Annotated in this window: 16 protein-coding genes; 6 read left to right on the forward strand and 10 right to left on the reverse strand. The window is 71.7% G+C overall.

Translation table 11 applies throughout. The features are described 5' to 3' along the window. Nucleotides 1–102: 102 nt before the first annotated feature. Complete coding sequence (locus AB0I04_RS16325; protein ID WP_360884815.1) at nt 103–918, reverse strand: phosphatase; 816 nt, start codon at nt 916–918, stop codon at nt 103–105. Beyond that, nucleotides 915–2,003 carry an acetoin utilization protein AcuC gene (locus AB0I04_RS16330; RefSeq protein ID WP_360884818.1) on the reverse strand — a complete coding sequence of 363 codons (1,089 nt, stop codon included), beginning with the start codon at nt 2,001–2,003 and terminating at the stop codon, nt 915–917. The genes AB0I04_RS16325 and AB0I04_RS16330 overlap by 4 nt, the downstream gene beginning before the upstream one ends. Before the next feature lie 3 nt (nt 2,004–2,006). On the opposite strand from AB0I04_RS16330, the gene AB0I04_RS16335 reads away from it, so the two are divergent. Then, complete coding sequence (locus AB0I04_RS16335; protein ID WP_360884825.1) at nt 2,007–2,318, forward strand: DUF1272 domain-containing protein; 312 nt, start codon at nt 2,007–2,009, stop codon at nt 2,316–2,318. On the opposite strand, the gene AB0I04_RS16340 is transcribed toward AB0I04_RS16335, so the two are convergent. The 3 genes from AB0I04_RS16340 to AB0I04_RS16350 form a co-directional block, all read right to left on the reverse strand. Beyond that, nucleotides 2,222–3,649 carry a hypothetical protein gene (locus tag AB0I04_RS16340; RefSeq protein ID WP_360884828.1) on the reverse strand — a complete coding sequence of 476 codons (1,428 nt, stop codon included), beginning with the start codon at nt 3,647–3,649 and terminating at the stop codon, nt 2,222–2,224. The genes AB0I04_RS16335 and AB0I04_RS16340 overlap by 97 nt on opposite strands. Before the next feature lie 150 nt (nt 3,650–3,799). Next, nucleotides 3,800–4,831: a CU044_5270 family protein gene (locus tag AB0I04_RS16345; protein ID WP_360884831.1), complete on the reverse strand. Its 1,032-nt coding sequence runs from the start codon at nt 4,829–4,831 to the stop codon at nt 3,800–3,802. After that, complete coding sequence (locus AB0I04_RS16350; protein WP_360884834.1) at nt 4,824–5,423, reverse strand: RNA polymerase sigma factor; 600 nt, start codon at nt 5,421–5,423, stop codon at nt 4,824–4,826. The genes AB0I04_RS16345 and AB0I04_RS16350 overlap by 8 nt, the downstream gene beginning before the upstream one ends. A gap of 167 nt (nt 5,424–5,590) precedes the next feature. Here AB0I04_RS16350 and AB0I04_RS16355 point away from each other — a divergent pair, with 167 nt between their 5' ends. After that, a complete protein-coding gene (locus AB0I04_RS16355) occupies nt 5,591–6,193 on the forward strand; it encodes an RNA polymerase sigma factor (protein ID WP_360884837.1) in 603 nt (200 codons plus the stop codon). Beyond that, on the forward strand, nt 6,186–7,262 hold the full coding sequence (locus AB0I04_RS16360) for a CU044_5270 family protein (protein ID WP_360884839.1): 1,077 nt from the start codon (nt 6,186–6,188) through the stop codon (nt 7,260–7,262). The genes AB0I04_RS16355 and AB0I04_RS16360 overlap by 8 nt, the downstream gene beginning before the upstream one ends. Here the strand turns inward: AB0I04_RS16360 and AB0I04_RS16365 are convergent. Beyond that, a complete protein-coding gene (locus AB0I04_RS16365) occupies nt 7,249–8,433 on the reverse strand; it encodes an MFS transporter (RefSeq protein WP_360884842.1) in 1,185 nt (394 codons plus the stop codon). The genes AB0I04_RS16360 and AB0I04_RS16365 overlap by 14 nt on opposite strands. Then, entirely contained in the window at nt 8,430–9,104 is a 675-nt protein-coding gene (locus AB0I04_RS16370) for an FCD domain-containing protein (protein ID WP_360884845.1), read from the reverse strand. Before AB0I04_RS16370 ends, AB0I04_RS16365 begins: the two co-directional genes overlap by 4 nt. A 125-nt stretch (nt 9,105–9,229) precedes the next feature. Between AB0I04_RS16370 and AB0I04_RS16375 the strand changes: the two genes are divergently transcribed. Continuing rightward, complete coding sequence (locus AB0I04_RS16375) at nt 9,230–10,237, forward strand: alpha/beta hydrolase (protein WP_360884848.1); 1,008 nt, start codon at nt 9,230–9,232, stop codon at nt 10,235–10,237. Nucleotides 10,238–10,479: 242 nt separating this feature from the next. Here AB0I04_RS16375 and trpS read toward each other — a convergent pair whose 3' ends face one another. Then, nucleotides 10,480–11,460 (reverse strand): tryptophan--tRNA ligase, encoded by a 981-nt coding sequence (gene trpS / locus AB0I04_RS16380; RefSeq protein ID WP_360884851.1) that lies wholly within the window; start codon nt 11,458–11,460, stop codon nt 10,480–10,482. Between the two features lie 191 nt (nt 11,461–11,651). Here trpS and AB0I04_RS16385 point away from each other — a divergent pair, with 191 nt between their 5' ends. Then, nucleotides 11,652–12,551, forward strand: a complete 900-nt coding sequence (locus AB0I04_RS16385; RefSeq protein ID WP_360884854.1) for a hypothetical protein — start codon at nt 11,652–11,654, stop codon at nt 12,549–12,551. An 83-nt stretch (nt 12,552–12,634) separates the two neighbouring features. On the opposite strand, the gene AB0I04_RS16390 is transcribed toward AB0I04_RS16385, so the two are convergent. Continuing rightward, the gene (locus tag AB0I04_RS16390; protein WP_360884857.1) at nt 12,635–13,033 is read right to left on the reverse strand and encodes a hypothetical protein; all 399 of its coding nucleotides are present in this window, start codon (nt 13,031–13,033) and stop codon (nt 12,635–12,637) included. 67 nt (nt 13,034–13,100) lie between these two features. Further along, nucleotides 13,101–13,895, reverse strand: a complete 795-nt coding sequence (gene proC / locus AB0I04_RS16395) for a pyrroline-5-carboxylate reductase (RefSeq protein WP_360884860.1) — start codon at nt 13,893–13,895, stop codon at nt 13,101–13,103. Between the two features lie 160 nt (nt 13,896–14,055). On the opposite strand from proC, the gene AB0I04_RS16400 reads away from it, so the two are divergent. Then, nucleotides 14,056–17,373 carry a S8 family serine peptidase gene (locus AB0I04_RS16400; RefSeq protein WP_360884863.1) on the forward strand — a complete coding sequence of 1,106 codons (3,318 nt, stop codon included), beginning with the start codon at nt 14,056–14,058 and terminating at the stop codon, nt 17,371–17,373. The last annotated feature ends 109 nt before the right edge of the window (nt 17,374–17,482 follow it).

Genomic DNA, 17,482 nt, shown 5'->3' on the forward strand with positions numbered 1-17,482 from the left:
CCCTCTTCCACACGCCGCGCGTCAGACCTTTGGGTGACTTTGATCACGGCCGTGTACTTTCCTCCAGCGTAAATCGTGAATCGCGAGTCGCAAGAGGGGAGTTCAATCAATCAGGCCCGAATGTGTCAAAAGATACACAGTGAGCGGCGTGTAGTGATGCGGGAGCACGTTGTCGTCCAGCGGTACCACAGTGTGCACCTTCCCCTCCGCCTCCCCCGCGAACAGGGCGGGGTCATTGCAGTCGGCGAAGCCCACCGTGTCGATGCCCGCCTGACCGGCCGCCCCGGCCCATCCGTGGTCCGCGATGGCCAGATCCGGCCAGGGTCCGGCGGCCTCGGAAAGTTCTCGCAAAATCGCGCGCATCGGATGCGGATCATGCGTATGGTGCAGCGACGCGCCGCCGCTCAGCGCCGCGACGCTCTCGATGTAGCGGATCTGCCGCCGCTCCACCCCGCGCGGCGTCTCCACGTCGTACACCCAGCCCGCCGCGGGCGTCAGCACCCGGCAGCCCCGCGCCCGCAGTGCCCTTCCCACCGCGAGGTACACCGGCAGCAGCCCCGCCGGATGCCCGGTGGCCAGCAGCACCGTCTCCCGGCGCTCCGCCGCCTCCCTGAGCCGCCCGGCCATGGCCTCCAGGGCGTCGATGGTGAGGTCCGGGTCGATCGTGTCGTCCCCGTACAGGTGCGACGGATCCGGATCGATCCCGCACTTCTTCACCATCAGCGCGAAGATCTCATCGAACGTCCAGTCGTTCTCCAGTTCGAGACCGAACAGGTAGTACGGCTTGCGCGCCGCCATCCGCCGGTAGTGCAGAAGGTTGCCCTGACGCGGCGTGGCGACCGGCCCCGCGATGAGCGTGCGGACCAGGTGCTCCCGCAACTCGTCACGGGTCGGCACCGCCTGGTCCGCGAGACTCACATCATCGGGTCCAGACCGTGCTCCGGGAACACCGCCTGCCGTGTCGCCATCACCGCTCGGTCCACCGGATCCGCCGGGTCGTACCCGCTCTCCCACCTTCGCACCTCCGTGTCGGCTCCATCGGTCATGCGCTCGGGCGCGTGCCGCCCGGTGCGGTCGCGAACGAACTCGCGCCAGGACTCCGGTGTCGGCGTGTCGGGCGTGATCGGCCGCCCCGACGCCTCGGCCAGCAGATGGGTCCAGGCGCGCGGGACCACGTGCACCAGCTCGTAACCGCCGCCGCCGGTCAGCATCCACCGACCGCCGGCCGTCTCGTGGGCCAGCCGGTGCAGGGCCTGGTACGCGGCGCGCTGCCCGTCGACGCTCAGCGTCAGATGAGCCAGCGGGTCGAGCTCGTGGCTGTCGCAACCCTGCTGGGTGACCAGGATCTCCGGGGCGAACGCCCGAAGCAGCGGCGGGACGACGGCGTCGAAGGCGCGCAGCCAGTGCCGGTCGCCGGCGCCCGGCGGCAGGGCGACGTTGACCGACGTGCCCTTCGCGCCGGTCTCCTGCGGCGTACCGGTGCCGGGGAAGAGCGTGCGCGGCGTCTCGTGCAGGCTGATCGTGAGCACCCGCGGGTCGTCGTAGAAGGCCGCCTGGACGCCGTCGCCGTGGTGGACGTCGACGTCCACGTACGCGACCTTCTCGGCGCCCTGCTCCAGCAGCCAGGCGATGGCGATGGCCGGGTCGTTGTACACGCAGAACCCGGACGCGGCGCCGTGCATCGCGTGGTGCAGCCCGCCGGCGATGTTGGCGGCGTGCTCGGCCTCGCCCGTCCACACCGCCCGCGCGGCCGCCACCGACGCCCCGGCCACCAGCGCGGACGCGTCGTGCATGCCGGCGAAGACCGGGTTGTCGGCCAGCCCGAGCCCGCGCGCGACGTCGAGCCGCTCCGCCCGTACGGCCTCGATGTAGGCCGGGTCGTGGACGAGTGTCAGCAGCGCGTCGTCGGCCGGCTCGAACCCCTCGACCGACACGCCGGGCGCGTCGAACACGCCGAGCTCGCGGGCGAGCGCCATCGTCAGCTCGATACGGACCGGGTTCATCGGGTGCTCGGCCCCGAAGTCGTACGACACGAGCCGGTCGTCCCAGAAAACCCGAAACGAGGTACTCACCGGCATGCCTCCCCTAGTCAATGGGATCGCTCCGCTCGTCCCCGGATAACGCTAGCGGTACGCTGCGCGATCATGGCGCTCGAGATGCGCGGCGCGTGCGAGCGCTGCGCCGCAACCCTTGACCAGAACGGCCTGGCCTACATCTGCAGCTACGAGTGTTCTTTCTGCGGGCGCTGCACCCGGCAACTCGCCCACAAGTGCCCCAACTGCGCCGGCGAGCTGGTCCGCCGCCCCACACGCATCTGAGGCACCGTGGCGAGGGCCGCAGCCGCGCAGGCGAACGGAACGGCCGGCAGGACATAGCGGTAGTCGAAGTCCGTCGTCAGGACGGGTACCAGGAGCAGGAAGCACGCGACCGTCCAGGTGAGCGCGCCATCGAGTCCACGGCGGAGGACCCCCGCGAAGCCGACCGCGAGGATCGCGGCGAGCACGGTCCCGCGCAGGAAGACGTGGTCCTGGTAGGCGCGGAGCCATCCGGCCCAGGGCTCGGCGATCCCACCGGTCGCCCCGCCGCCCGCGTAGGCGCGGACGACCGGCGGCTCGGTGCCTCCGAGGTCCGGAGCCGCCGGCATCCGGGTCGCGTCGTCGGGGAACCGGTAGAGGGCGGCCGTGTAGTCGGTCGGATAGGGGCGGCGCTCCCAGCCGAAGGTGAGCCGGAGGCCGTCGGCGACGACGGTCGCGTAGTCGAGGGGCTGGGCGGCGATCGCCCGCAGGGCGAAACGGCGCGCCCGGTCGTTGGTCTCTGCGGTGAAGGTGTGCCTGCTCGACCAGCCGGTGGGCGACCCGTACTGCCAGATCTGGGTGGACGACGCGGCCCGCTCACCGGGCCGGCCGTGCGGGCACATCGCGGCGAGGTCGCGCGGGGGCTTGATCTTCGCGCAATCGGCGAAGGCGGCGGTGCGCCCCCACAGGAAGACACCGTCGGTCTCCGTGACCGCGTACCGGCCGTTCGCGGACGAGAACCACAGCCCGTACGCGACGACCGGCAGCGCGGCGGCGAGGACGAACGCGCCCACGGTGCGCCAGGGCGCCCGCCGGATGAGCAGGAAGACGACGAGGACGACGATCAACGGCATGCTCACGGTCCGCGTGAGCGTGGCCAGGGCCAGGAGAAGGCCGGTCGCGGCACCGGCCCGCCGGCTGATCGCGGGATTCCACAGGACGACGGTGATCGCGGCCGTGAGCAGCAGCATGAACAGCGTGTCCGACATGACGAGGTGTTCGAGCTCGAGTTGGTAGGCGTCGAAGAGCACCGGCGCGGTGGCCAGGACCGCGACCGATGGCCGCGCCCGGCGGCGCCGGGCCAGCGCGTAGATCATGACTGCCGTGGCCAGTCCCATGAGGTGCTGGAGAGCGACCAACAGGGCGAAACTGTGGAACGGGCGCAGTGCCCAGAGCAGCAGCCCGTAGCCGGCGGGTCGTATCGCGTCCGGGTGCGGGGCGAGGCCGATCCGCAGGTAGTCGAAACTGTCGTTGAACCACAGCGCGGGCCGGTAGGCCGCCATGGCGACGACCCGCAGGACGACGGCGGTGGACAGGACGGCGATGAAGGCGGCGTGTGGGCGCAGGCGTGCCACTGAGCGCTCCCGAGGGCATGGGTCGGACACCGCACGCGCGGAAGCGCGCGGTGTACGCGTCGTGATGGTCTAGGGGACTCCGGAGCCGCACCCGTTGTTGCCGAGCGGACAGCGAACGCTTCCCGCCGGTTCGGCCCGTGCCGCCTCGGTTCAGTTCCTCTTGATCGCGGGGGCGTGGTCGGCGACGGAGATCTTCAGTAGCGCCGAGGACGCCAGCACGCTCCCGACCGGTGCCTTGGCCCGCGCGGAGTTCGTGACGACGCTCCGCTCGCCGAGGTACTGGTAGGTCGCCGGGTCGAGGATGAACTCATCGCGGATACCGAGCCCGTCGTCGACCAGCGCCACGCCGATCCCGGTGCGACCCGCCGCGTCCGTGACCCGGCCGGTCATGGTGACCCCGTGGATCGCCGACGCCGCGCGGAACAACGCGGCCCGCTGAGCGGGGGGCAGGTACGCCCCGAGAAGGCCACCGACGTTGTCCCAGGCGTGCACGTCGGCCGAGGGACCGGCGCCCTCGTACAGGTAGAGGTACTGGTACATCCCTGTGGACGTGGTGGGCAGATGGCTGGTGTGGGCGTAGTCCGTACGGCGGTAGTCGGGCGTCCGATCCTCGTCGACGAACTTCTCCGGGCCGGTGTGCCCGACGGTCTCCCACGCGTCAGGCGGAATCGGCCAGCCCGGGTACGCCTTGGGCGGCAGCACCGCCCCCTCGAAGACTCCACCGGTCGCGTCGCCCTCCACGGGATACCAAACGGTGTCGCGGCGCCGGGACAGGTACCGCGACTGATGATGCGCGCTCTCGTTCGACTCGACCGGGCTCATGCGCTGTGACTCGTAGACCAGGTACTGGCCGGGCTTCGGGTGCAGTTCCGGCTGCGTGCTCACCTTCTCCGCCGCCCGGTTGAGCGCCTCGACCGCCGCGACCGGCATGGTGCGCGCGACCGATGGGGAGCGCGGCTTGCCGACGCCGACCACGACGAGGCCGGTCGCCACGGCCGTGGCGGCCAGCCCGGCCGCGAGGCCGAACCGCAGCCGGCGGGCGCGGGCGTGTGCTCGTTCCGGACGGGCGGGTGCCGAGGCGATCATCGCGCCCAGCAGCCGGTTCTCCTCGGCCTGGAGATCGATGCGGTCGGGTCGGGGGACCTCCGACCGGAAGCGCCGGAGTCGGGTCATGTCATCCATGGACGGCCTCCTCGATCAAGACGGTCATCGCGTGGACGTCACCGAGGTCCCGGCGGAGCTTCTTGCGGGCCCGGTTGATGCGCGAGCGCACCGTCCCGATGCGCACGCCCAGCGCCTGCGCGACTTCGGGATAGGTGAGGTCGGCCCAGGCCACCAGCAGCAGCGCGTCGCGGTGGCCCTTCGGCAGCGCCGCGAGCGCGCCCGCCAGCCGGCGACCGGACGCCTCGGCGGTGACCCGTTCGTCGCTGCGCTCGGTGAACGGCTCCGTCACCGGGTCCTCACCGGTGCTCTCGAGGACACGCAACTGGCGGACCTCGTTCCGGACGTACCGGCCCATGAGATTGGTCGCGATGCCGTACAGCCACGGCCGCGCGCTGGGCCGTGTCAGGTCATAGCCGTCCCGCTGGTGGAAGGCGGCCAGGAACGTCTCGGCGACGACGTCCTCCGCGGCGTCGGGACCCAGCCTGCGGGTGACATAGCGCTTGATGTCCGGCGCGTGCCGGCGGAAGACCTCGGCGAACGCCTCGGGCTCCTGCCGGGAGCATCCGATGTAGTGCGCGTCATCGGCCTCCGCCCGGCTCGTTTCGCTCATTCTCTGCCTCTCGGCTCCGGGTCCGTACACGGGTTGTTGCCGAGCGGTCGGCGAACGGTTCCCGCCGGTTCGGGCGGCACGGATGAGGCGATCTTGCCCGGATCGGGAACCCGTACGGTTCGAGCGGGCTACAGAGGGTGTCCTGACCGACGCCGAGAGGCCGGAGTATGAGCGAGATGAGCCGGACCGCCACGGAGGCCGACGACGCCGCCGTGATCGAGCGGTCCCGGCGAGAGCCCGAAGTGTTCGCCGAGGTGTTCCGTCGGCACGCCCCTGAGATCAAGCGGTACGTCACCCGGAGGCTGGGTCCCGACGCCGCGGAGGACGTCGTGGCCGAGACGTTCCTGACGGCGTTCCGGCAGCGGGAGCGGTACGACCTGACCTGCCCGAGCGCGCGGCCGTGGTTGTACGGCATCGCGACGCACCGGATCGGGCGGCATCAGCGCACCGAGGTACGGCGGCTGCGTGCCCTCGAACGGAGCGGGGTCGATCCGGCCGCCGAGCCGTTCACGGATCGCGCGGACGAGCGGGTGAGCGCGGTGGCCGTGCGCAAGAGCCTGGCGGCCGCCCTGAGGAGACTGCCGGCCGGGCACCGGAACGCCCTGCTGCTGGTGACGTGGGGCGACCTCGGTTACCAGGAGGCGGCGCAGGCCCTCGGAGTGCCGATCGGAACGGTGCGCTCCCGCGTGAACCGGGCCCGGAAGAAGCTGCGCGCGGAACTCGGCGGCGTCAACCCCACTTCTGTCAGCGAGGAGCTCAACCATGGATGAGATGGCCCAGCTCAACCTCATGGGGTCGGATATTCCGACGCCCACCCCGGCAGAGCTGCGGGGCGAGGAACGGCGGCTGCTCGCCGAGATCGCCACGCCGGGGTCCGAGCGGCTGCCGGGCTCGGGTGTCCTGGAACGCCTGATGCGCCCGGTCGGCGGGGGCCGCCCCCGGCCCGTTCTCGTGGCCGGTGTCGCCACCGGGCTGGCCGCCGCGTCCGTCGCCGGTGTCGCGCTCACCGGGGTGCATTCGCGCGGCCCGGGATCGTCGTACCTGCCACAGGCCGTCCCGGTCGCGGTCGTCCAGACCCTCGGCCACGCCGCCGACGCGGCGAGCCGGCAGCGTGAACTGCACCCGAAGCCCGGCCAGTTCCTGGTCTTCGAATCGCAGACCATGGAGCCCACCGATTCGAATTCGAAGGAACACGGTCACTCCCGCTACCTCAGCCGCGCCAGGCGGACGATCTGGCTGCCCGTGTCCGGCCGGGCCACCGGCGGCGTCCTGCTGGAGCGGGGCCTGCCGGCCAAGCAGTACGGGAACTGGCCGCTCCCGCCCGAGGCCCGGCAGGAGGTCGGGACGACGGGTCCGACGCGGGCGGCCGACGTCGACAACCGGGCCGAGTACCTGCGGACCGACTACGCGTACCTGAGCCGGCTGCCCGCCGACCCGAAGGGCATGCGGGCACACCTGTACACGGGCCTGAAGGCGGGGACCGCCCAGGGTGACCTGGAGGCGTGGTCGCGCGTCGGCGGCATGCTCACGGAGGCGTACATGCCGGCCGCGCAGCGCGCGGCGCTGTTCCGGGCCGCCGCGACCATTCCCGGGGCGGAGGCCGTCGGGTCCGCCGAGGACGCCGCCGGCCGTACGGGCGTGGCGGTCGCCAGGGTCGAGCCGGCGGCGGGCGAGCGGACGGAGTACATCTTCGACCGCCGGACCTACACGTTCCTCGGTCAGCGGACCGTGGTCGTGGACGCCGAGAAGGCGCAGGCGCCCGTCGGGACCGTCACGGAGTCGACCGCTCAGCTGAGCGTCCGGGTCGCCGACAGCGCGCCCAAGGTCAGCGGCGGCTGACGAGAACGGGTTCGGGTTCGGCGCCGATCGTGCGAGCGCGGCCGGCGCCGAGACCGGGCACCACCAGGGTCAGCATCACGATCATCATCACGATGGATGGAACGCTCCAGCCGTGGGTGGCGTCGTGCAGTGCGCCGATGGCGAGCGGGCCGAGGGCGGCGATCACGTAACCGACGCCCTGCGCCATCCCGGACAGCTGGGCGGCGACGTGCGCGTCGGGGGCGCGCAGGCCGATGAACGACAGGGCGGTGGCGAACCCCATGCCCTGTCCCAGCCCGAGCACGATGATCCACAGCCAGACCGAGCCGATCGGCGCCCAGGCGGTGCCGGCGAAGCCGACGATGCCCAGCGCGATGGTCAGCACGACGAGCGGCCGTTGGTCGCGCAGCCGGCGTTCGATCACCGGCACGGCCAGCGCGCCCACGGCCTGCAGGAGGCTGGTGACGCCGAGGGCGTACCCGGCCGCGGTCTCGCTCAGCCCACGGTCCTGGCAGAGGGTCGGCAGCCAGCCGGAGACGACGTACGCCCCCAGCGACTGGATCCCCATGAACGCGGTGACCTGCCAGGCCAGCCCGGAGCGCCAGACCTGCGGCGATCCGGCGGCGGGCGGCACCGTCGCGGCGGCCGTCCGGGCGCGGGGCAGCCAGGCGAGCCCGGCCACGGCGGCCGGGATGGCCAGCAGCGCGAGGGGCAGCCGCCAGGTCGACCCGGCGGCGTGCTCGACCGGCACCGCCACGGCCGAGGAGACGGCCGCGCCGCAGGTCACCGCGATCGTGTAGATCGCCGTGACCGCCGTGATCTTCTGCGGGTGGTCCCGCTTGATGATCGCCGGGACGGCGATGTTGCCGACGCTGATCGCGATCCCGGCCAGGAGCGCCCCGCCGAACAGCGCGACCTGCGAGGGGAGCACGCGCACCAGCAGCGCGACGACGAGCAGGAGCATGCTGCCGACCAGCAGGGGCTCTCCGCGCGGCGAGCGCCGCAGCAGGGGAAGGACCAGCCCGAACGAGCCGAAGAACACCAGCGGCAGCGTGGTCAGCGCGCCCGCCGCCGTACTAGACAGGTGCAGGTCGCCCTGGATCTGGCTGAGCAGCGGGCCGACGGCGACGATCGCCGGGCGCAGGTTCAGCGCGACAAGGACGATCAGCGCAATCCCGGCGTAACGCCTCACAGAACCTCCTCCAGCGCGCGAAGGGTCGGTTCGACGACGCGGGCCGCCGCGCGGCCGGCCGCCTCGGCGTCGCGCTCGGCGATCGCCGCCAGCACGACGTGGTGCGCGGCCGGACCGGCCTCGGGCAGGTCGCGGTCCTCGCGGAGCACGCTCAGCGACTCGCGCAGCCGGTGCCGGAAGAACCGGAACGCCTCGGCCAGCAGCGGGTTGCCAGCCGCCTCGACGACGCCCAGGTGGAACCGGGAGTCCGCCTCGCCGAAGACGGCCGGGTCCTCGGCGACGTCGCGGTCGTGCAGGAGCTCTTCGAGACGCCGCAGGTCGTCCTCGGAGCGGCGCACGGCCGCGAGCTTGGCCGCCTGGACGTCGTACGCGAGCTGGACCTCGAAGACGTCGCGCAGCGACGCCCGCTCGACCCGCCGCAGCAGCGGACGCGGGTCGGCGGCGCTGCGCACGTACGTGCCGTCGCCCCGGCGCACCTCCAGCACGCCGACGTGGCTGAGGGCGCGGATCGCCTCGCGTACGGCGGGCCGGCTGACCCCCAGCGCTGCGCACAGTTCGTGCTCGCCGGGGATCCGGTCGCCGACCGCCCACGCGCCGGAGGCGACCTGTTCGTGCATCTGGTCGAGCACGGCCTCGACCGCCGACCCGCGTTGCACCGGCTGCAGTGACACGCCGGGCCCCCCTCCTGCCAGATGTCAGACGTCTGATGTCCGACTCTACACGTTTGTGACGTGAGGAAGCGGACTTGTGGGGCATCTAACTAAGCAGGTGACTTCTGGCCCGGGAGGCGGTTGCGATGGCCGATGTCGAAGACGCCGGACTTCCCCCGTACGTACGGGTCCCCAGCTCGCAGAGCCGCGCGCTCGCCGCGGCCATCCGGCTGGGGATCCGGCCTTTCTCCGGCCGCGTCAAAGGCGGGCCGGCCGGCGTCCGGCTGTGGCGCACACTCCTGGGCGCGGGCTCCCACTGCCTGCGAGCCGACCCCCGCGTCAGCGTCGAGCCGTTCAACGACCCGTGCGTGGAGATCCCCGCGATCCGGCGCGCGGTCCGCGGCGAGTGGCTCCGCCCGCCCGGCGGCGACGCACGGAACGGCGTGATCCTCTACCTGCACGGCGGGGCGTACGCGATCTGCTCCCCGCGCACCCACCGGGTGATCACCACCCGGCTCGCGATGGACACGGGCCTGCCGGTGCTCGCGCCGCGCTACCGGCAGGCGCCCGAGCACCCGTTCCCGGCGGCGTTCGAGGACGCGCTGGACGCGTACCGGCTGCTGCTGGCGCGCGGCCTGCCCCCAGAGCGGATCATCGTCGTGGGGGACTCCTCCGGCGGGCATCTCGCGACGGCCCTGACCGGCGAGGCCTGCCGCACGGACCTGCCCGCACCGGGCGGCGTCGTGCTCTTCTCCCCCTGGATCGACCTGACCGGCGAGCTGGCGATGACCTCGCCGATGCTGCGCAAAGATCCCTTCATCGTCCCGGCCGTCGCGACGCGATTCGGCCGGCTGTACGTGGGGTCCGGCGATTGGAACGATCCACGACTGTCCCTGCTCAACTGCGCGAGCGCCGATCTCCCGCCGTTCCTCATCCAGGTCGGCGGCATCGAGGTGCTGCGTGACGAGGCGGAACGGTTCGCCGAGGTGCTGGCCGAGGCCGGAGCCGCCTACGAGCTGCAGGTGTGGCCTGGGCAGATGCACGTCTTCCAGATGTTCAACCGGCTGCTCCCGGAGTCCGACGCCGCGATGCGGGAGACCGCCCGCTTCATCCACCGCCACGTCGGCCACGGCTCGCTCCCCGAAGCCGCCTGACGCCGCCCCTCACAGGACCCACCACCCGGACCCAACGAGACCCGTCCCCCTCACAGGCCCCGCCGCCCTCACAGGACCCGCTCTCTGCGAAGGACCCGCCGCCAACGCGACCGGCCCCTCACACGACCCGCTCCCTCACACGCCCGCCGCCTCCACGAGACCGCCACCCTCATGCGGCCGCCTCCCGCACCGTCCGCCGTCCGGCCGCCTCCCCGTCTGGCGACCGGACGGCGGGCGCACCTTCAGGCGGTCAGCCCGATGGCACTCCTCGCCGCCGCGAGCGTCGGCTCGGCCAGGGCGCGGGCCTGCTCGGCCCCGGCACGGAGCACCGCCTCCAGTTCCGTACGGTCCGCGGCGATGGCGGCGTAGCCCTTCTGCAGCGGCTCGAGGACTGCGATCACCGCCTCCGCGGTGTCCCGCTTCAGCGCGCCGTACGAGTCGTACGACAGCGCCTCGACCGGCACGTCCGTGCACGCGGACAGGATGCTCAGCAGGTTGGACACCCCTGGCTTGGCCGCCGGGTCGTACGTCACCTCGGAGCCGGAGTCGGTGACCGCCCGCATGACCTTGCGCCGTACGACGTCGACCGGGTCGAGCAGGTAGATCGTTCCAGGGGAGTCGACCGACTTGCTCATCTTCCGCGACGGCTCGGCCAGGTCCATGACGCGGGCCGCCGCGGCGGGGTGCACCGCGCGGGGCAGTGCGAACACCTCGCCGTACTGCCGGTTGAAGCGCTCGGCCAGGTCCCGGGTCAGCTCGACGTGCTGGGACTGGTCCGCGCCGACCGGCACCTCGGTGGCCTGGTAGAGCAGGATGTCCGCGGCCATCAGCGTCGGGTAGGTGAGCAGCGACAGGCGGACGGCCTCCTGGCGCGCGGATTTCTCCTTGAACTGGATCATCCGGTGCATCTCGCCGTAGTAGGCGGTGCTCTCCATGAGGTACGCCAGTTCGGTGTGCCCGGGAACGGTGCTCTGCCGGAAGAACACGCACCGCTCCGGGTCGATCCCGGCTGCGATCGCCAGTCCGGCGAGTTCCAGGGACCGCTCGTTCAGCTGCGCCGGATCGTGCGGGGTCGTGAGGGCATGCAGGTCGGAGATGCCGTACACGTGGTCCGTACGGGACGCGTCCGGGCCGAGCCGCTGCGCGGACGGGCGTAGCGCGCCGAGCAGGTTGCCGAGGGTCGGGCGACCGGACGGGGTGAAGAGGCTGAGGACGCGGGTCACGGTGACTCCCTGGAGAGAGCCGCCTCGCCGGCGCATGCGAAACGGCCGCCGAGGCGGCGGCCGTTGGATGATCGCGAGGTCGGATCGGCCGCCGTCAGGCGGCCCACCAGCTGCTGTTGTTGATCAGCGTTCCTCGCATGCCGCAAGTATAGCCCGCCGGAAACGTCCGACCCCCTTGCGACCATCGAGATATGAGCGAAACCGTCGCATTTGCGGTTCAAGGGCCGTTCGACCTGGCGGCGAGCATCCAGTTCCTCGAAGGGTTCACGCCGGCCGGGCGGCCGGACGCGGGACGCCACCGCGGCACCCTCGCGCTGGCCTTCCCTGCCGCACCGTCGTGGCGGCCCGTGGGCGTGCGCCTCCGACAGGAGGGTGACACGGTCCTCGCCGAGATCGACGCGCACCCCGACGACGTGGGCCCGGCCGCCGAGCATGCCCGGCGCATCCTGTCGGTGGACGTCGACGGCACCGGCTTCGCCGCGATCGACGACCCGCACGTCGCCCGGCTGCGCCAGGAGCATCCGGGGCTGCGGCCGGTGCTGTTCCACTCGCCGTACGAGGCGGCCTGCTGGAGCGTGATCGGGCACCGCATCCGCATCGTGCAGGCGGCCGCGATCAAGCAGCGCATGGCCGAGCGCCTCGGCGATCGGGTCGGCGGACTCGCGAGCTTCCCCGGGCCGGAGCGGCTGCTGACCGTCACCGACGTGCCCGGGCTGCCGCCGGTCAAGATCGAGCGGCTGCACGGCATCGCCCACGCCGCGCTCGACGGCGATCTCGACGCCGGTCGGCTGCGGGCCATGGAGACCGCGCAGGCCCTCGTCGAGCTACAGCGGATCCCCGGCATCGGGCTGTTCTCCGCCGAGCTCATCCTCATCCGGGGCGCGGGGCACCCCGACGTGTTCCCCGCCTCGGAGCGCCGGCTGCACGACGAGATGGCCCACGAGTACGGCCTGCACGACCCCAGCCCGGCGCGGCTGGCGGCGATCGCCGAGGCCTGGCGGCCCTACCGGTCGTGGGTGGCGCTGCTGCTGCGCGCCCGGCGCGAGCTGGAGACGGCCGAGATCGCCCGGGGCCGCCGCGTCACCCGCTGACCGGCTCCCCGCGTCGACGCCGCCGAGAACGCCTGTCACCGCCGACGGGCGTCGGAACCGGGATGCCGCCCGTCACCCGCCGGTCAGCCGTTGACGCGCTCCCGTACGGAGACGTGCCAGAGGCCGAGGGCCGCCGCGACGGTCGCCACGGCCTCCGCGACCGTCGTGGCGACCTTCTCGGCGTACCACACCGGCTCGTACATGTCCGGCAGCGGTCCGAGCGATCCGACGTCGACGTACCGGTACAGGAGCACGGCGCCGAGCGCGCTGGCGGCGACGAGGAAGGCGATCCCGTACGTGAGACGGTTCGCGCGGATGAGCACCAGGACGGCGACGAGTGCGGCGACGACCCCCTGGATCCAGAACAGCGTGCCCTCTGTGAGGCCGCTGCCCCGGGATCCCATGTCTCCGGCCAGGTGGAAGTGAATGATCGCGTCGACCGCGAGTCCCGCGACGACGAGCAGGCGAAGTATCAGGCCCATACCCGACTTACCGTTTCTGCGGGCCGATCGGTTCAATTCTCCGCGTAAAAAGTCCCGATCTCGCTGGTCAGCCGGCGCCGAGCTCGCGGCCGCGGTCGCGGGCGGCCTCGATCGCCTCGATGACGGCGGCGCGGACGCCGTGGCGCTCCAGCTCGCGGATGGCCGAGATCGTCGTCCCGGCAGGCGAGGTGACCGCCTCGCGCAGCATGACCGGGTGGTCGCCGGAGTCGCGCAGCATGACCGCCGCGCCCACCGCCGACTGGATCACCATCTCGAGTGCGGCGGCGCGCGGCATGCCGAGCAGGATGCCCGCGTCGACCATCGCCTCGACGAGGTAGTAGAAGTACGCGGGGCCGCTGCCGGACAGCGCGGTCGCGGCGTCCTGCAGTGACTCGGGGATGCGCAGCACCTTGCCGACCGGCGTGAGCAGCTCCTCGGTCAGCTTGAGGTGCTCCTCGCCCGCGTGCGTGCCGGCGGAGATCACGCTCATCGCCTCGTCGACGTGGACGGGCGTGTTGGACATGACGCGCACGACGGCGACGTCCTCCGGCAGCCGCTCCTCGATGAACGCGGTCGGGATGCCCGCCGCCAGGGAGATGACCAGCCGACCGGCCGGGACGTGGTCCTTCAGCTCCGCGAGCAGCGTGCCCATGTCCTGTGGCTTGACGGCCAGGATGAGGGTGTCGGCGGTCGCCGCGGCCTCGGCGTTGGTGACGACCTGGACGCCGTACCGCTCGCGCAGCAGCGCCCCGCGCTCCTCACGCCGCGTCGTGACCAGCAGCTCGGACGACTTGCGCCCGGCCCGGAGCACCCCGGACAGCAGTGCCTCACCCATCTTGCCGGCACCGAGAATCGCGATCATTCGTGCAGCCTCCTGTCCTATCCGAGAGCGTACCGAACGGGGAGACGTCACCGGCGACGCATTACATCCGGCCGGATACACCCCGAATTCGCCGGAAAGAAGCTGACTTCTGCGGGTGATCATCTGCGACCGATGTCGTCAAAGAGGATCGAGTCGCTGAATGAGAAGACCGAGAGCGAGCGTGGTGATCACGCTCGCCGCCGTGGCGGCCGCCGGAATCCCGGCCACCGCGAACGCCGCGCCCGCCACCCCCACCGTCGAGTCCCCGACCAGTGCGAAGACGGCCGCGTCCAGGCTTCCCGCAGACCGATCGTGGAAGGTGACCCTGCTGACCGGGGACACCGTCCAGGTGCATACGGTCAAGAACCGCCCGGCGATGGTGTCCGTCCAGCCGGGGAAGGGCCGGACGAACGTGCCGTTCGTCCGGGACATCCGGCCTGACGGAACGATCCGCGTCATCCCGGCCGACGTCGGACGGCTCATCGGCAAGAAGATCGATCCCGCCCTGTTCAACGTCACCACGTTGATCAAGGAGGGGGACGACGACGCCTCTCGTTCGACCCTCCCGTTGATCGTGCAGGGCGGCGACAGTAAAGGCCGCAGCCTGAAGGCCGTCCACGCGACCGCCGTACGCCAGACGAAGGGCAAGCGCCCGGCCGCGCTGACCGACTCCGGGAAGCTCGCCTCCGGCGTGCAGCACATCTGGCTGGACCGCAAGGTCAAGGTCAGCAAACTGGACCGCAACCTGGACCAGATCGGCGCTCCGGCCGCCTGGAAGGCGGGTGCGACCGGGAAGGGTGTCAAGGTCGCCGTCCTGGACACCGGCGTCGACGCCACCCACGCGGATCTGAAAGGCCAGATCGCGGAGCAGGAGAACTTCGCCACCGGCAGCACCGACACCGTCGACCGCTTCGGCCACGGCACCCACGTCGCCGCCACCATCGCCGGCACCGGAGCCGCCGCGAACGGCGAGCGCAGGGGCGTCGCGCCCGACGCCCAGCTGCTGATCGGCAAGGTCCTGGGCGACAACGGTGAGGGCAACGAGTCGGACGTCATCAAGGGAATGGAGTGGGGTGCTTCCCAGGCCAAGATCGTCAGCATGAGCCTGGGCAGCGCGGTCGACGACACCCCCGATCCGGACAGCGATCCGGTGGCCAAGGCCGCCGACGACCTCACCGCCCAGTACGGCACCCTGTTCGTGGTCGCGGCCGGCAACGACGGCGGCTCCGGCGACAACACCATCGGCTCGCCCGGAATCGCGCCGTCCGCGCTGACCGTCGGCGCCGTGGACGGGGATGACAGGCTCGCCTCCTTCTCCAGCCGCGGCGGCGTCCTCATGAAGCCGGACATCGCCGCGCCCGGCGTGGACATCGTCGCCGCCCGCGCGGCGGGCACCACGATGGGCAGCCCGGTGGACGCGACCTACACCGCCGCCAGCGGCACCTCGATGGCCACCCCGCACGTCGCCGGAGCAGCCGCCGACCTGCTGCAGAAGCACCCCGACTGGACGCCCGCGCGGCTGAAGGCGGCACTGACCTCCACCGCGCACGCCGTCCCGGGCACGGTCTACCAGGTCGGCGCCGGACGACTCGACGTCGCCGCAGCGACCTCCGCCACCGTCACCGCCGACGACTCCGGCGTGGCATTCGGTCACATCGCCCACGGCTCCACCGAAGCCGTCACCAGGAAACTCAGCTGGACCAACACCGGCACATCCCCGGTCGAGCTACGGCTGTCGGCCACGCTCGCCGATCACGCCGGCCACGATTCCGGCGCCGCCCAGGTGCCCGCCTCGGTGACCGTCCCGGCAGGCGGAACCGCCTCCGCGACGCTCACCCTGAACCCGGGCCGTCTCACGACCGCCGGCTACTACAGCGGCGCGGTCACCGCACAGGCCGACGGCATCACTCTCCACACCCCGATCGGGGCCTATGCCGAGCCGGAGACCCACACCCTGACCCTCAAGGCGACGCCCTATCCGGGAACGGCCGACGGTGACTTGTCCGCGTACGTGGGGGTGCTCAACCTGGCCGACCCGAACAACTTCAGCCAGGTTCCGGACTTCGACGCCTCGGGTGTCGCCACGCTGCCGGTCGCGGCGGGCCGCTACGCCGTGCTCGGCAACGTCGACTCGAAGGTGGCAGGAGGGAGTGGGGCGTATCGCACCGCGCTCGTGGGCACCGCCGAGGTGAACATCGACCGGGACACCACGGTGACGCTCGACGCCTCGAAGGCCGAGCCGGTGAAGCTCGCAGCCCCCGGCGCGTCGAACGCGAGCAACGTCCTCGTTCACGCCGAACGCGGCACCCCGGACGGCATCTGGGGTTTCGACGTCATCACCTTTAACAGCTCGATCTCTCCGAGCGTCTTCACCAACCCGATCGAAAGCCCACAGACCGGGACGTTGCAGGTCTACGTCGGCGGCCGGGTGTCGAGCGACGACGGCAAGACCGTGTACGACCTACTGCACGACGTCGGTTCCCGGGTCCCCGAAAAGATCGACTACACCGCGGACCCGAAGGACCTGGCCCGCATCGACGAGCGCTTCCACGCACTCGGCGGCGACACGACCAAGCCGGTCTGGCAGAAGCGCTACGGCGTCACCCCTGCGGGCGCCCTGACCACAGAGGTCTCGGGGGACGTGGCCGGCGGCTCGGCCCGTACCGACCACGTCAGCGCCGAAACGGGAATCGGCTGGCTGGAGGAGGCAGTACCCCCGAACAACGCCGGTCTCGACTCTTGGGTCACCGAGGTGCCGTTGCGGCACTACTCCGCCGGTTCGTCGTACGCCGACGACTGGGCCCGGCAGCCGATCCGGCCCGGCCCGTACTCCGCGACCGGGGTCACCCCCAGCGGGTGCGTCCCGGGTCCGACCACACGGGCGCGCGGCAACATCCACGTCCAGTTGGTCGACCTGCAGGACCGAATCGACGGATTCGACTGTGTACAGGGGGACATGGACAACGTCAGCACGCGCACGATGAAGCTGTACGCGAATGGGACGCTCGCCGGTACGACCACGCACTACTACGGCGACTTCACCGTGCCGGCCATGGCAGGCACCTACCAGCTCGTCTACGACCTGGACGCGTCCAAGGTCGTGCCGGTGTCGGGGAAGACGTCGACGACGTGGACGTTCCGCTCCAAGCCGGGTGAGACCCGGGTGCCGCTGCTGACCGTGGACTACGCCCTGCCGCTGGACCTGCTCAACCACCCCAGCGGCGACACCGCCACGTTCACCGTCGCCCGGGTCAAGGGATCGGCCGCCGCCAAGGCCACCGGCCTGAAGCTGTGGACCTCCCTCGACGACGGCAAGACCTGGCAGCCCGCCACCATCGCCGACGCCGGAAACGGCAAGTACACCGGCACGCTCCCCAAGGCCGGCAAGGACCAGGGCGTGTCCCTGCGCGTCCAGGCCACCGACAACGGCGGCGGAATGATCGACCAGACCATCATCCGCGCCTACACCGGCGGCTGATCGCGGGAAAGGGATCGGCTTGAAACGGCAATAAAGATCGGGACTGTATGTCCTGAGCCCGGGCCTTCGGGCCCGGGTCCGGCGGACCGCCCCGGCTCGCACCTCCCGT

It is taken from the genome of Actinoallomurus sp. NPDC050550 (genome assembly GCF_040655075.1).
Lineage (GTDB): Bacteria > Actinomycetota > Actinomycetes > Streptosporangiales > Streptosporangiaceae > Actinoallomurus.

Excerpts from the sequence above, each read along its gene's own strand:
- AB0I04_RS16330 (WP_360884818.1), bottom strand. The coding sequence starts at position 2,003 with ATGAACCCGGTCCGTATCGAGCTGACGATGGCGCTCGCCCGCGAGCTC.
- AB0I04_RS16345 (WP_360884831.1), bottom strand. The coding sequence starts at position 4,831 with ATGGATGACATGACCCGACTCCGGCGCTTCCGGTCGGAGGTCCCCCGA.
- AB0I04_RS16350 (WP_360884834.1), bottom strand. The coding sequence starts at position 5,423 with ATGAGCGAAACGAGCCGGGCGGAGGCCGATGACGCGCACTACATCGGA.
- AB0I04_RS16355 (WP_360884837.1), top strand. The coding sequence starts at position 5,591 with ATGAGCGAGATGAGCCGGACCGCCACGGAGGCCGACGACGCCGCCGTG.
- AB0I04_RS16360 (WP_360884839.1), top strand. The coding sequence starts at position 6,186 with ATGGATGAGATGGCCCAGCTCAACCTCATGGGGTCGGATATTCCGACG.
- AB0I04_RS16375 (WP_360884848.1), top strand. The coding sequence starts at position 9,230 with ATGGCCGATGTCGAAGACGCCGGACTTCCCCCGTACGTACGGGTCCCC.
- AB0I04_RS16385 (WP_360884854.1), top strand. The coding sequence starts at position 11,652 with ATGAGCGAAACCGTCGCATTTGCGGTTCAAGGGCCGTTCGACCTGGCG.
- AB0I04_RS16390 (WP_360884857.1), bottom strand. The coding sequence starts at position 13,033 with ATGGGCCTGATACTTCGCCTGCTCGTCGTCGCGGGACTCGCGGTCGAC.
- proC (WP_360884860.1), bottom strand. The coding sequence starts at position 13,895 with ATGATCGCGATTCTCGGTGCCGGCAAGATGGGTGAGGCACTGCTGTCC.
- AB0I04_RS16400 (WP_360884863.1), top strand. The coding sequence starts at position 14,056 with ATGAGAAGACCGAGAGCGAGCGTGGTGATCACGCTCGCCGCCGTGGCG.